This is a genomic window from Enterobacter sp. E14S (assembly GCF_055666685.1).
The window spans coordinates 299,059-312,404 of record NZ_JBVODQ010000002.1 but is presented as its reverse complement, the minus strand read 5'-3'; the positions used below and the strand labels follow the sequence as shown (position 1 = coordinate 312,404).

The 13,346-nt window shown below is 61.4% G+C and carries 10 protein-coding genes and 1 pseudogene; 3 read left to right on the top strand and 8 right to left on the bottom strand.

Annotated features, from left to right (window positions below; all coding sequences use genetic code 11):
* The first annotated feature begins 266 nt into the window (after positions 1-266).
* From glpA to glpC, 3 genes are read left to right on the top strand one after another with little or no spacing between them, the layout of a single operon-like run.
* On the top strand, positions 267-1,895 hold the full coding sequence (glpA, locus tag ACZ6J2_RS06680; protein WP_471725228.1) for an anaerobic glycerol-3-phosphate dehydrogenase subunit A: 1,629 nt from the start codon (positions 267-269) through the stop codon (positions 1,893-1,895).
* On the top strand, positions 1,885-3,102 hold the full coding sequence (gene glpB, locus ACZ6J2_RS06675; RefSeq protein ID WP_219939961.1) for a glycerol-3-phosphate dehydrogenase subunit GlpB: 1,218 nt from the start codon (positions 1,885-1,887) through the stop codon (positions 3,100-3,102). The genes glpA and glpB overlap by 11 nt, the downstream gene beginning before the upstream one ends.
* The gene (glpC, locus tag ACZ6J2_RS06670; protein WP_069303107.1) at positions 3,099-4,289 is read left to right on the top strand and encodes an anaerobic glycerol-3-phosphate dehydrogenase subunit GlpC; all 1,191 of its coding nucleotides are present in this window, start codon (positions 3,099-3,101) and stop codon (positions 4,287-4,289) included. The genes glpB and glpC overlap by 4 nt, the downstream gene beginning before the upstream one ends.
* A gap of 33 nt (positions 4,290-4,322) precedes the next feature.
* On the opposite strand, the gene ACZ6J2_RS06665 is transcribed toward glpC, so the two are convergent.
* The 8 genes and pseudogenes from ACZ6J2_RS06665 to menF form a co-directional block, all read right to left on the bottom strand.
* Complete coding sequence (locus ACZ6J2_RS06665) at positions 4,323-5,522, bottom strand: nicotinamide mononucleotide deamidase-related protein YfaY (RefSeq protein ID WP_471725227.1); 1,200 nt, start codon at positions 5,520-5,522, stop codon at positions 4,323-4,325.
* 93 nt (positions 5,523-5,615) lie between these two features.
* The gene (locus tag ACZ6J2_RS06660; RefSeq protein ID WP_045354282.1) at positions 5,616-6,155 is read right to left on the bottom strand and encodes a YfaZ family outer membrane protein; all 540 of its coding nucleotides are present in this window, start codon (positions 6,153-6,155) and stop codon (positions 5,616-5,618) included.
* Positions 6,156-6,279: 124 nt separating this feature from the next.
* A complete protein-coding gene (gene menE, locus ACZ6J2_RS06655) occupies positions 6,280-7,641 on the bottom strand; it encodes an o-succinylbenzoate--CoA ligase (protein WP_471725226.1) in 1,362 nt (453 codons plus the stop codon).
* Positions 7,638-8,603: an o-succinylbenzoate synthase gene (gene menC, locus ACZ6J2_RS06650; protein ID WP_471725225.1), complete on the bottom strand. Its 966-nt coding sequence runs from the start codon at positions 8,601-8,603 to the stop codon at positions 7,638-7,640. Before menC ends, menE begins: the two co-directional genes overlap by 4 nt.
* Positions 8,603-9,460 carry a 1,4-dihydroxy-2-naphthoyl-CoA synthase gene (gene menB, locus ACZ6J2_RS06645; protein WP_023312524.1) on the bottom strand — a complete coding sequence of 286 codons (858 nt, stop codon included), beginning with the start codon at positions 9,458-9,460 and terminating at the stop codon, positions 8,603-8,605. Before menB ends, menC begins: the two co-directional genes overlap by 1 nt.
* Positions 9,457-10,233 carry a 2-succinyl-6-hydroxy-2,4-cyclohexadiene-1-carboxylate synthase gene (gene menH, locus ACZ6J2_RS06640; RefSeq protein ID WP_471725224.1) on the bottom strand — a complete coding sequence of 259 codons (777 nt, stop codon included), beginning with the start codon at positions 10,231-10,233 and terminating at the stop codon, positions 9,457-9,459. The genes menB and menH overlap by 4 nt, the downstream gene beginning before the upstream one ends.
* Complete coding sequence (menD, locus tag ACZ6J2_RS06635; RefSeq protein WP_048975386.1) at positions 10,230-11,900, bottom strand: 2-succinyl-5-enolpyruvyl-6-hydroxy-3-cyclohexene-1-carboxylic-acid synthase; 1,671 nt, start codon at positions 11,898-11,900, stop codon at positions 10,230-10,232. The genes menH and menD overlap by 4 nt, the downstream gene beginning before the upstream one ends.
* A gap of 108 nt (positions 11,901-12,008) precedes the next feature.
* Positions 12,009-13,283 (bottom strand): annotated as a pseudogene (menF, locus tag ACZ6J2_RS06630) (isochorismate synthase MenF); the annotation flags it as partial.
* Positions 13,284-13,346 lie beyond the last annotated feature (63 nt).

Genomic DNA, 13,346 nt, shown 5'->3' with positions numbered 1-13,346 from the left:
AAGATACTGAGCATAACAGCCTCCGTGGCCTTGAATTGAATGAGCAGGTGGCTCGCACCCGAATTCCAGAGGCGGGGATGTTAAGAAATCACGGTGATTGTTACTGTGAATCAACGCACAGATTGTTACAGAAATATGACAGAATGCGCAAAAAAGCGCATGAAATCACGTTTCACTTTCGAATTTCGCGCGTTTATGTTCGAAATCAAACAAACCACACTATTGATATGGCTAAATGATAAAAAAACGAACATAGAGGGTAAACAATGACCATTCACGATCCTCGCTACAGCGATGTGATAATCATTGGCGGTGGCGCAACCGGCGCCGGGATCGCACGCGACTGCGCCCTTCGCGGCTTAAGCGTCACGCTGCTGGAGCGCCACGACATCGCCACGGGCGCAACCGGGCGTAACCACGGCCTGCTGCACAGCGGCGCGCGGTACGCGGTTACCGACGGTGAATCCGCACGCGAATGTATTGCTGAAAACCAAATCCTCAAGCGTATCGCCCGCCACTGCATTGAGCCGACCGACGGCCTCTTTATTACTCTTCCCGAAGATGACCTCGCCTTTCAGGACACCTTTATTACCGCCTGCACTGCAGCAGGCATTCAGGCTGAGGCCATGGACCCGGCGCTGGCGCGGCGGCTGGAACCGTCGGTTAACCCGGCGCTTATCGGCGCGGTGAAAGTGCCTGACGGCACCGTTGACCCCTTCCGCCTGACCGCCGCCAATATGCTGGACGCCCGCGAGCATGGTGCGAACATTCTGACCGGGCACAAAGTGACCGGGCTTATCCGGGAAGGTCATCGCATCTGCGGCGTGCGGATCCTTGATACGCAGTACAACGAACACAGCGAGCTGTATGCCGCCGTGGTGGTCAACGCGGCGGGGATCTGGGGGCAGCGCATCGCGGAATACGCGGACCTGTCGGTGCGCATGTTCCCGGCGAAAGGCTCGCTGCTGATCCTCGACCACCGCATCAATAACCACGTGATCAACCGCTGCCGCAAACCGTCTGATGCCGATATCCTCGTCCCGGGCGACACCATTTCGTTAATCGGTACCACCTCAACCCACGTCGACTACAGCGAGATTGACTACAACCGCGTGACCGCCGAAGAGGTCGACGTCCTGCTGCGCGAAGGGGAAAAACTGGCCCCGGTGATGGCGCAGACGCGTATTCTGCGCGCCTACGCGGGCGTGCGTCCGCTGGTCGCCAGCGACAACGACCCGAGCGGACGTAACGTCAGCCGGGGCATCGTACTGCTCGATCACGCCGAGCGCGACGGCATGGACGGGTTTATCACTATCACCGGCGGCAAGCTGATGACCTACCGCCTGATGGCCGAGTGGGCGACCGATGCCGTCTGCCGCAAGCTGGGCAATACCGAACAGTGCGTGACGGCAGAACACCCCCTGCCCGGCTCGCGGCAGTCCACCGAAAAAACGCTGCAAAAAATCATCTCCCTGCCCGCGCCGCTGCGCGGATCCGCTATTTACCGCCACGGCGACAGAACGCCGCAGTGGCTCGGTGAAGGACGCCTGAGCCGCAGCCTGGTGTGCGAGTGCGAAGCCGTCACCGCCGGTGAGGTGCAGTACGCGGTGGAGAGCCTGACGGTCACAAGCCTGCTGGATCTTCGTCGCCGCACCCGCGTGGGAATGGGGACCTGTCAGGGCGAGCTGTGCGCCTGTCGTGCCGCCGGGCTGCTGCAGCGTTTTCATACCACCACCGCCACCCAGTCGCTGGATCAGCTCAGCGCGTTTTTAAACGAGCGCTGGAAAGGCATTCAGCCTGTCGCCTGGGGCGATGCCCTGCGCGAAAGCGAATTTACCCGCTGGGTCTACCAGGGGCTTTGCGGTCTTGAGAAGGAGCAACGCGATGAAATTTGATACCGTAATCGTCGGCGGCGGGCTGGCAGGCCTGCTCTGCGGCATCAAGCTCACGAAGCAGGGGCTGCGCTGCGCCATTATCACCCGGGGCCAGAGCGCCCTGCACTTCTCGTCGGGCTCGCTGGATCTGGTGGACGAAGCGTACCGCGATAAGCTGCCGCCGGAGCATCCGTATCACCTGATTGGCGCCCAGCATATTGACCGCTTTGCGCTGGAAACCGAAGCGCTGCTGGCGGACTGCGGCGCGCGTCTGAAGGGAAGCGCCCGGTTCAATCACCAGCGCGTCACGCCGCTCGGCACCCTGCGCTCTGCCTGGCTCAGCCCGGAAGAAGTGCCCGTTGCTCCCTTCAACGCCGCGCGCGTGCGGGTCGTGGGCATTAGCGGCTTTCTGGATTTTCAGCCCCATCTCGCGGCAGCGTCGCTCTGTCGCCAGGGCGTCAATGCCGAAACGGCAGAGATAGAGCTGCCTGAGCTTGATGTCCTGCGCGACAACCCGAGCGAATTTCGCGCGGTGAATATCGCCCGTTTTCTGGATAACGAGGACAAATGGCCGCTGCTGTATGACGCACTCAGACCGCTCAGCGACGGCTGTGACGCCCTGCTGATGCCCGCCTGCTTTGGTTTACGCGACAACCGGCTCTGGCGCTGGCTCTCGGATCGTCTGCCCTGCTCGCTCGGCCTGCTGCCAACCCTGCCCCCTTCCGTCCCCGGCATTCGCCTGCATACCCAGCTCCAGCGCCAGTTTGTCGCGCAGGGCGGCGTGTGGATGGCGGGTGATGAGGTGAAAAAAATCACCCTGACCGACGGCGCGGTGAGCGAAATCTGGACGCGCAACCACGACGATATTCCGCTTCGCGCGCGCTTTACGGTGCTGGCAAGCGGCAGCTTCTTCAGCAACGGGCTGCTGAGCAGCCGGGAGGGCATCCGGGAAGCCATTATGGGGCTCGATGTTCGCCAGCGAGCCTCCCGCGCGGACTGGTATCAAAGTGATTTCTTCTCGCCGCAGCCCTGGCAGCAGTTCGGCGTGATTGTCGATAACCAGCTGCATCCGCAACTTTCCGGTAAGCCCGTCAGTAATCTTTTTGCCATCGGCTCGCTGCTGGGCGGGTACGATCCGATTGCCCAGGGATGCGGTGGCGGGGTCTGCGCCGTCACGGCGCTGTATGTGGCAGAGCAGATTAGCCAGCGCACGGAGGCTGAACAATGAACGATACCCGTTTTGAAAGCTGCATTAAATGCACGGTGTGTACCACCGTCTGCCCGGTGAGCGGCGTGAACCCACGCTATCCCGGACCAAAGCAGGCCGGACCGGACGGCGAGCGTCTGCGCCTGAAGGACGGCAAGCTGTACGACGAGGCGCTGAAATACTGCATCAACTGCAAACGCTGCGAAGTCGCCTGCCCGTCGGATGTTAAAATCGGCGATATCATCCAGCGCGCCCGGGCGCGCTACAGCACGCAAAAGCCGACGCTGCGTGACGCTATTCTGAGCCATACCGATCTGATGGGCAGCGTCTCGACGCCCTTTGCCCCCATCGTGAATGCCGCGACCTCTCTCAAACCGGTGCGCCAGCTGCTGGATGCCACGCTGAAGATAGACCATCACCGCAGCCTGCCGAAATATTCTCACGGCACCTTCCGCCGCTGGTACAAATCCGTCGCGGCGGAGCAGGCGCAGTACGCCGACCAGGTGGCCTTTTTCCACGGCTGCTATGTGAACTACAACCACCCGCAGCTGGGTAAAGATCTGCTGAAGGTGCTGAACGCCATGGGAACGGGCGTTCAGCTACTGAACAAAGAGAAGTGCTGCGGCGTACCGCTGATCGCCAACGGGTTTACCGATAAAGCGCGCAGGCAGGCTCAGAGCAATGTCACGTCACTGCGCGAAGCGATTGTCGATAAAGGTATTCCGGTGCTGGCGACCTCGTCCACCTGTACCTTCACCCTGCGCGATGAGTACCCGCATCTGCTGGACGTGGATAATACCGGCCTGCGCGAGCACATCGAGCTGGCGACACGCTTCCTGTGGCGCAAGCTCGATAGCGGGCAGACGTTGCCGCTGGGGAAATTGCCCCTGAAAGTGGTGTATCACACGCCGTGTCATATGGAGAAAATGGGCTGGTCGCTCTATACGCTTGAGCTGCTGCGGTTAATTCCGGGCCTGGAGCTGACGGTGCTGGATTCGCGCTGCTGCGGGATTGCGGGAACCTACGGCTTTAAGCGTGAAAACTACGAAACGTCGCAGGCGATTGGCGCCCCGCTGTTCCGTCAGATTGAAGAGAGCGGCGCGGATATCGTGGTAACGGACTGCGAAACCTGCAAGTGGCAGATTGAGATGTCCACCAGCAAGCGCTGCGAACATCCAGTCACCCTGCTGGCGAAGGCGCTGGGCTGAACACGGCCGGGGCGAAACGCCCCGGCACAGGTTTTACTCGATGAACAGCGACTCGACAACGTTAATCCAGCCGTGCTCGCTGGCAACCTCTTTGCCATTCAGCCAGCGGCGCAGCATGTTCAGCGCCATCATCGCACAAACCTCCTGACGCACCGCCAGGCTGTGGCGGGTGATGCTCATTTTTACCCGCAGGGCCCAGGTGCCTTCCGGCGTTGCCAGCGCGAAGTTAAGGTGTTCCTCGTCCAGCCCCCCGACAAACAGCGCCAGACCGGCAAAATGCTTCACCCTTCTCTCGGAAGCCCAGCGGGCGGTTTGCGCCAGGGACTCCTGCTGGAAAGGCACCACTTCGCTGGCCAGCAGCGGCGCGTTGACGCGCGACAGCTGCAGCGCCAGCAGGCCACCGGTGAACTGCTCGCTTAAGGTCACGCTCAGCTGACGCGACTGCAGATGCGTCGCAATCTGCGCGGGCAGCCCTTCCGTCCCTTCAAAGATCAGGCTTTCGCCCGCCACGCGCTGCACCTCGGGCCACAGGGCCAGCATCGCCTCTTTCTGTTCGGCCGGACCTGTCAGCTTGAGTTCAATGATCGGCATGGAGGAGCGGTAGCCCATGGAGACGCCCGGCGGCAGCGGGAGAGTGTCAAGGCTCTGGGCCAGATCGCTTTCCGAGCGGCCAAAGGTGGTCAGACGCAGGCAAAGCGGCGGTTCAGGCAGGGTAAAACGATCGCGAAGGCGCGGCAGGATCTGCTGCTCGACCATCACTTTAAATTCTGAGGGCACGCCCGGCGTGAAGAACATCAGGCAGCGGTTCAGCTGCATGGCAAACCCGCACGCGGTACCAACCGGGTTATCGACCAGCTCGGCGCTGGCGGGAATTTCAGCCTGTTTGCGGTTGCTGGGGGCCATGACGCGGCCACGTTCAGAAAAAAAGCGCTCCATCTGCGAAAGCCACGCCTCGTGCAGCACCAGCCCTTCGCCTTTTGCGGTCGCGGCGGCCAGCGCGCTGAGATCGTCACCGGTGGGGCCGAGTCCGCCATTCACAATCAGCACGTCGCAGTGTTCGCTGCGCTCGCGCAGAATAGCGACCAGCGACTCAAGATTGTCGCCCACGGTATTGCGGCGCGTTAACGGTAATCCTTGCTCAAAGAAAAGATCGGCAAGCCAGGCAGCATTGGTATCAATAATTTGTCCATGCAGCACTTCGTCGCCGGTGGATAACATCTCCACGTTAATCATTATGTTCTCCCGCTTATTTGGTCAAAACACTATAGCGCAAACGCGGGGTGGAGAAGAGAGAAACTGGCGCGACAGAACGCCGCGCCGGAGTGATTAGAAGCCTGCGCTGACGCCCACGTACGGGCCGTCGGCCAGCGCGTTGTCGCGGTTGCCGTCTTTACCGGCCAGGTTCAGATAGCGATAGCCCGCTTCGATGGTAATCGGACGCATGATGGTCCAGCGCGCGCCGGCGTTGGCCTCTTCATAGCTTTCGATACCGCTTGAGAGGGAGTCCGGCGAATAGTAGTACTCACCAAACAGGCCGAAGCTGTCGCCAATTTTCCACTGCAGGCCGCCGCCCACTGCCGCCGCGTACCCTTCGTCACCGTCATTTGGGTTGGTGTAGATACCTTTACCGCCGACGGTGGCCAGGAATGGGCCAAGAGGAACGTTCAGACCCAGGCCGAGGCTGGCCGCGTCGCCGTCGTCATCGTTATGCGTCCAGCCGCCGGTCATCGCCAGGCCGGAAGTCTCGGTACCCATGCCAAAGCCCAGGTGGGTATAATCCTGACCCGCCGAGCCGTTAATGCTGATGGCGTTAGCCGCCGCAGATACAACCATCAGGCCGAAGCCCACGAATGCCACTTTTTTCATTGTCGTGATCCCACACAATTATTATAAAGAAGTCCCAAAACCGCGAGATTTTAACCGGAGTCTCCCGGGGATCAAGCACTCTGCGTGCGGCAGGTCAGTAGATTGTAATTATTTGAAACGGCTATTATCCCTTCAGCGAGGCGTTCACCCACTGCTGCAACGCGCGGCGCGAGACTTTAATGCCGCCATTTTTGAGTTCGGTCGGCAACAGCAGCCAGCGGACGGGTTGCTCAAAACGCGCCACTTTATCCTTCACCCAGTCAGGCAAACAGGTGATATCCATTCCCGGCTCGCACTCCACCACCGCCACCGGACGCTGTCCAAACTCGGCGTCGTCCAGCGGGACGATAAACACCTGGTTAATCTGCGGATGGCGGGCGATAACGCGCTCAAGGCTTTCCGGCTGGATCCCTTCTCCGCCGCTAAAAAAGAGGTTGTCCATGCGGCCCAGGATCGTCAGGCGGCCGTCATGCCATTCACCGCGATCGCGGGTAGCGAACCATCCCTGCGCGTTGGTCAGCGGAACCAATTCGCCGTCCCGCCAGTAGCCTGAGGCCATACTCTCTGCCCGGATCCAGACCTCACCGTTAACTACCTGCACCTCTCTGCCCGGCAGCGCATAGCCTACGTCCAGCTCGCCGTCCGCCGCTTTCGCGCAGACGGTAGAGGCAAACTCGGTCAGGCCGTAGCCGCAGAAGGTGCGAATTCCCTGCTCGCGCGCCTGCTGCGTCAATTCAACAGGAATGGCGGCCCCGCCCAGCAGCACCGCTTTCAGTGCAACAGGCTGGTGGGCATTAAGCAGACGCCAGAGCTGGGTCGGCACCAGCGAAGCGTGCGTACAGCCGCGCAGCGCCTGCGCCAGCGGCTGTTTCTCGCGCACGGTTAACCGCGCGCCGGCCTGCAGCCAGCGCCATAAAATCCCCTGGCCGGAAACGTGAAACAGCGGCAGCGAAAGCAGCCAGTCGTCGTCTTCGCCGTAGGGCATCAGCGCCAGCACGCCGCGCGCGCTGGCGAGATGGGCGTCGCAGGTATGCACCGCCGCTTTCGGCAGCCCGGTAGAGCCGGAGGTTAGCGTCATCGACGCCAGACGCGCCGGCTGCCACGCAACGCAATATTCCCCCGCGCGCTCGCGCATGCTCAGGGCAGGAAGACCGTCACAGGTACCGTCCAGCGCCAGCGCAAAGCGCAGCGTCATCTGCGGGAGCAACACGTCCAGAAGCGGGCGAGGCAGCTGCGGATTGACGGGAAGAATGCGCGCCCCGCACTGGAGCAGCGCGAGCCACGCCAGCAGGGTTTGCGGATGATTATGGGCCAGCAGCAGCACGCCGTTGCCCTCCTCCACGCCCTGCAGGTGAAACTCTGCCGCAAGGCGGTCGACGCGGGCGCACAGCTGTTGCCAGCTGAGCACCTCGTCGTTCAGCCTGAGGGCCGGTTTATCAGCAAACTGCGCGCGCCAGTGCCGCCACGGCCAGTCGGTAAAACTCATAACAACGGCTCCAGCGCCGCGACGTTGAGGCACGGCAGCGCGCTGTCCGGCCACCTGCGGATAAGCTGGGCCTGCATCAGGTTCAGCGTGTCGAGGCCAGGGATCGTATCCGGCGTTAGCGAGGCGGCAATGCACGCCAGCTGGGTCAGCCCAAGGCTGGACTCAATCGACGAGCTGATGACCGCCGTCAGCCCCAGCGCGTGCGCTGCCGCGACCTGCTCTCGCACCTTCGCCAGGCTGCCGGTCAGCGTTGGTTTAATCACCACCGCGCTGACGCCGGGCTCGGCGACAAATTCAAAATCGTCCTCGCGCAGGCTTTCATCCCAGGCGATGGCAATCCCCGTTTCGCGGGCGAACGCGCGCGAATCGTCGCGGGTTTTGCACGGTTCTTCGAGGAAGGCAATGCGGCTGCGGTACGCCGGGTTGACGTACTTTGCAAACTGCTGCGCCTTGAGCGGCGTCCAGGCGCGGTTAGCGTCAAGACGCAGATGAAGGTCGGGGATCGCCTCCAGCAGCAGGTTAGCGACCATGCCGTCGCGCACCGCCTCGTAAAGACCGACTTTAATTTTCGCCACTTTCTCGCCCGGCATGGCGGAGAGCAGCGCGAACAGCTCGTCAGGATCGCCCGTACAGAGCGGTGCCGCGCGGTAGTTAGCCTCTTCAGGCAGGCTGCCGTCCAGCTCCGCCAGCGCGCAGCTGATGCCAAAAGCCGCGGAAGGCACGTCCGGCAACGCCGGATCCGCGCCGTCACGCCACGCGTCTGCCCACGCCAGCAATACAGACTGCGCGTCATCCAGCGACTCCAGGCTAAAGCCCGGCAGCGGCGAAATCTCGCCCCAGCCTTCCCGCTCGTCCTGCTGCAGATGCACGAAGAAGCCGTCACGGGTTTTTAACCGCCGTTCACGCAGCACCACGCCCGCGTCCATCGGTATCTGCCAGCGGTAAACCTGCGCGCGACGCATTACGGGTTCCGTTTGTATTTGCTGAAGTCCGGCTGGCGTTTTTCGTTAAACGCATTGCGCCCTTCCTGACCCTCTTCGGTCATGTAGAACAGCATGGTGGCGTTGCCCGCCAGCTCCTGCAGACCCGCCTGACCGTCACAGTCGGCGTTGAGAGCGGCCTTCAGGCAGCGCAGCGCCATCGGGCTGTTTTGCAGCATTTCACGGCACCAGCGAACGGTCTCTTTTTCGAGATCGGCAATCGGTACCACGGTATTCACCAGGCCCATATCCAGCGCTTCCTGGGCGTTGTACTGACGGCACAGGAACCAGATTTCGCGGGCTTTTTTCTGCCCGACGATGCGCGCCATGTACGAGGCGCCCCAGCCGCCGTCGAAGGAGCCCACTTTCGGACCGGTCTGGCCGAAGATGGCGTTCTCGGCGGCAATGGTCAGATCGCACATCATATGCAGCACGTGACCGCCGCCGATTGAGTAGCCCGCCACCATTGCCACTACCGGTTTCGGACAGGTGCGGATCTGGCGCTGGAAATCAAGGACGTTCAGGTGGTGCGTACCCGCATCGTCCTGGTATCCGCCGTAGTCGCCGCGCACTTTCTGATCGCCGCCGGAGCAGAACGCTTTATCGCCTTCGCCAGTCAGAACAATCACGCCGATATTGTCGTCGTACCGCGCATCCGCCAGAGCCTGAATCATCTCTTTCACAGTCAGCGGACGGAAGGCGTTACGCACCTGCGGGCGGTTGATGGTGATTTTGGCAATGCCGTCGGTGGATTTGTGGTAGCGAATGTCGGTGTAGCCTTCGGAGCAGTCCTGCCATTCAACCGGGGCGTAAAGCATGTTTTCATCAGGGTAGATCATAGAGTGTCCTTTATTCGATAACGCAGTATCTGAGCCAGACTCGCGATAACCGCATCGGGGTTTTCCCGGTGGGCGTTGTGTCCGGCGTCTGGAATGGCATGGCGAACGGCGTTCACTTCCGCGGCAAGGGCCGCGAACTTCTCATCCCGTTCGCCATAGAGATAGTCAAAAGAGAAATCGCGTGCGCTAAGCGCGGCACGCAAATCTGGCTGTACGGCCAGCGACGTCGCCTCGAGCATCATCGCCAGCGTCGCGCCGTTGTTCTGGCTACGCAGGGTAATCAGCGCCTCGCGCTGGGCGTCCGTAAGGGAGGCGAACACGGGCTGTTGGTACCAGTCAGCGAACACCTTCTCCAGCGGTTCGGTGCGAAAACGCGTTGCCCAGCGGCGGTCGGACGCCAGCCGCGCATTTCGCGCATCGGCATCCTGCAGGCCCGGATGTCCACCTTCAACAATCACCCCGAGCAGCCCCTTCGGCTGCTGGCTGGCATGGAACATCGCAATGCGGCCGCCGAGGGAGTACCCGATGAGCCAGAATTTAAGTATGTTGTAACTAAGCAGGGTTCGGGTGAGCGACGTGCTCATCTCGTCAAACCCCGTCACGCCCAGATTCCGGGATCCGCCGTGCCCCGGCAGATCCAGATACAGCCGGGGATAATCGCTGAGCCCTGTACCGACCCTCTGCCACTCGCGGCAGTCGCCGGAAAAACCGTGCAAAAAGACCAGCCAGGGATAGCCCGGTTTGCCAGCCTGCTGCACGCCAGAGAGGATCACAGCTGGCTCACCTGCGCCAGCAGGCTTTGCAGGGCCTGCGCACCGTCAGCCTCGTTCACCACCAGCTCAATCAGCGTCGCGCCCGGCTGTTTCCAGGCGCTGCTTAACGCGGCGTCCAGCTGTTCCCAGCTTTCCGGGCGATGGTATTTCAGGCTAAACATCGCCGCGGCATGTTCGAACTGCACGTTCTGCGGCATCAGATAGAAGCGCTCGCGCTCGCTCTGAGGCGTTGGCAACAGGGAGAAAATCTGCCCGCCGTTGTTATTGACCACAATCAGCACAAACGGGGCTGACGCCTGACGCAGCAGCGCCAGCGCGTTGAGATCGTAGAGCGCGGAGAGATCGCCCACGATCGCCAGCGTCGATTTCGCGCTGGCGCGCTGCACGCCCGCCGCCGTAGAGATCAGCCCGTCGATGCCGCTGGCACCGCGGTTGCTGTACACCGGGTAGCCCGCGGGCAGCTTCGAGAAAGCGTCAATCAGCCGCACGACCAGGCTGTTGCCGACAAACAGCTGCCCCTGTTCAGGCAGGTACTGGCGAATGCGGTGCGCCAGCCCGGCTTCGCTAAACGCTTCACAGTGCGCTTTGGTCAGTTCCCACGCCTGGCGCGAAAGGTCCGGTATAGCCACCGCCCAGGGCTTGCGTTTCTCAGCCGGATGAAGCGTCAGCCAGGCGTCGATACTGCTGACCAGACGACGCCCGCGGTGGTGCGCCGGGTCAAGCCGTCCTTCCAGCGAATCCACCAGCCAGTACTCTTCCGGCGTGCAGGTGGCCTGCCACTGAAGTAACCGTTTGCCGGTCAAACTCGATCCAAGCTGGACCACAATCTGCGCCTGCGCCAGTTCGGTGACCGCTTTCGCATTACCCAGCCAAAGGTCGGCGCACGGCAGCGGCTGACCGGTCTGGGAAAGCACATCGCCAATCAGCGGCCAGCCAAGGGTTTGCGCCCATTCGGCAACCAGCTTGCCTTCGGCGGCGCTCATGCGCCCGGCAATCACCACGCCGCGCTTCTGCCGCCAGAAGAACCAGTCGCGCTGTTTCGCGCTCTCAAGATGCGTCTGCTCGCGCAGCCACGGTTTTTCACTCTGCCACCAGTCGCCGAGGGACTGCTGCCAGTCAAGACCGGTGTCGTCCAGCTCGCCGTAGAGCGGCTCGGCAAACGGGCAGTTGATATGCAGCGCCCCGCTGCGCAACGTCTCCATGGCGTGATCGACAGTGGAGACCAGCCAGCTTGCCGGAATATCCTGGGTGGGACGCGGTAACGAAATCGTCTGCGAAGGATGCGAAGAAAAGAGCCCCGGCTGGCGAATGGCCTGATTGGCACCGCAGTCGATAAGCTCAGGGGGACGATCGGCCGTCAGTAAGATCAGTCTTTCACCCGTTAACCCGGCTTCTATCAGGGCCGGATAGAGGTTCGCCACGGCGGTACCGGAGGTGACGATCACCGCCACAGGTTCTTTGCTGACTTTCGCCAGACCCAGCGCCAGATGGCCGAGGCCGCGTTCATCAAAGTGGGTGTGGTGAATCAACGCCCGGTTTTCTGCGGCCGCTAGCGTCAGCGGCGTTGAGCGAGAACCCGGTGCAATACACACGTGCCTGACGCCATGGCGCGTCAGGGCTTCAAGGATCACCGCCGCCCAGCGTCGGTTAAAAGAACTTACTGACATGAGATTGTCCGGTATCAAGAATGCGACACAGTATAAATAATAGAAAAAATTGGAATTTTGATATGAATCGGGATTGCGCGAATCTGTATTAATCCTTAGGAGCAGAGAGCGCAATCCGGCGGCTTTGTTTTCAATCTCCTGCCACTCCTGCTCCGGGTCAGATCCGCTGACAATACCGGCGCCGGCGTAGAGCCGCAGGGAGTCCTCCTGAACGCGCGCGGAGCGCAGCGCCACGCAGAACTCACTCTGTTCGGGGGATAAGTACCCGGCCGAACCGGCATACCACTCGCGGTTAAAGGGTTCAACCTTCTGGATAAACTCACGCGCGGGCTGTCGGGGTAATCCGGCAACGGCCGCGGTCGGCTGTAACATGAGCAGACACTGCTCGTCGTCGGCCTGTTTGAGCTCGGTCCAGATACAGCGGCGCAAATGCTGCACCTTACGCAGGCGTACCACCTGGGGGGGCAGTACCTCAAGCGTCTGCGTAGAGCGCTGAAGACGCTGGCAGATATCTTCCACCACCAGCATATTTTCGCGCTGGTTTTTATCATCGTTCAGCAGCCACTCGCCGAGACGCTGCGCCTGGCTATCATCGGTATGGCTGGCGACGGTGCCAGCGAGCGCTTCGGTGCGCAGCAGCTTGCCGCGCCGCCGCCAGAGACGCTCGGGCGTAGAGCCGAGAAACGCGTTGCTGGCGTCGAATACCATGCAGAAATGATAGCAATGTAAATTGAGGGCGCGGCTGGCGGCCATCAGCGCGACAGGGTTAACGCGCTGCGTGAACTGCAGATCGGTTGCCCGGGCGAGAACCACTTTTTCAAACTCACCGCGCGCGATGGTCTCCGTCGCCCTGCGGATAAGCTTCAGCCATTCGGCCTGCTGCGGCTGATGGGTTTCGTGCTCAACCTGCACGGAGAGCGGACGGATAGATTTGGCAGGACGAAGCCGCTGTAAAAAATCCAGCGCGGCGCGGGCATCCTCCACAAGCGAGCGGTCGCTCCAGAGCTGCAGGCGCAGCGTGGCGTTGCCGGCGGTACGTCGCCAGAGCAGTCGCGGTAAAAAAAGGCTGCCCAGTTCGGGATTAAAGGCGTTCAGGCCGCAGATGCGAGTATCTTGCGCCGCATTTTGCTCGCGCAAAAACTGCGAGGCTAATGCCAGAGAGGAAAATTGGTTGACCGCCCCCAGCGCGGCCAGCTCTTCATCGCCGTTACGCTGTTGCCAGTAAAACTGCGGATAACACTGCTGCTCGCCCAGCCAGGCGAGGGGATCGAAGGCGTCGTTTAACGGGAAAGAGACGTCGAAATGACGTATGCCGGGTGCTGCGGGTAACGCTTGCGATAGCTGGGTACGCAGTTGCTCCAGCGCGAGGAAAATCGAATTCACGCGAACCTCTCCCTGTTAAAACCTTGTATTATACGGGGTACTGACCATAAATAGCAGTACCCA

Bases quoted from the DNA above. Each gene is read 5' to 3' on its own strand.
- menD (WP_048975386.1), bottom strand. From the start codon at position 11,900: ATGTCAGTAAGTTCTTTTAACCGACGCTGGGCGGCGGTGATCCTTGAA.
- glpB (WP_219939961.1), top strand. From the start codon at position 1,885: ATGAAATTTGATACCGTAATCGTCGGCGGCGGGCTGGCAGGCCTGCTC.
- ACZ6J2_RS06665 (WP_471725227.1), bottom strand. From the start codon at position 5,522: ATGATTAACGTGGAGATGTTATCCACCGGCGACGAAGTGCTGCATGGA.
- menB (WP_023312524.1), bottom strand. From the start codon at position 9,460: ATGATCTACCCTGATGAAAACATGCTTTACGCCCCGGTTGAATGGCAG.
- glpA (WP_471725228.1), top strand. From the start codon at position 267: ATGACCATTCACGATCCTCGCTACAGCGATGTGATAATCATTGGCGGT.
- menC (WP_471725225.1), bottom strand. From the start codon at position 8,603: ATGCGTCGCGCGCAGGTTTACCGCTGGCAGATACCGATGGACGCGGGC.
- ACZ6J2_RS06660 (WP_045354282.1), bottom strand. From the start codon at position 6,155: ATGAAAAAAGTGGCATTCGTGGGCTTCGGCCTGATGGTTGTATCTGCG.
- menE (WP_471725226.1), bottom strand. From the start codon at position 7,641: ATGAGTTTTACCGACTGGCCGTGGCGGCACTGGCGCGCGCAGTTTGCT.
- glpC (WP_069303107.1), top strand. From the start codon at position 3,099: ATGAACGATACCCGTTTTGAAAGCTGCATTAAATGCACGGTGTGTACC.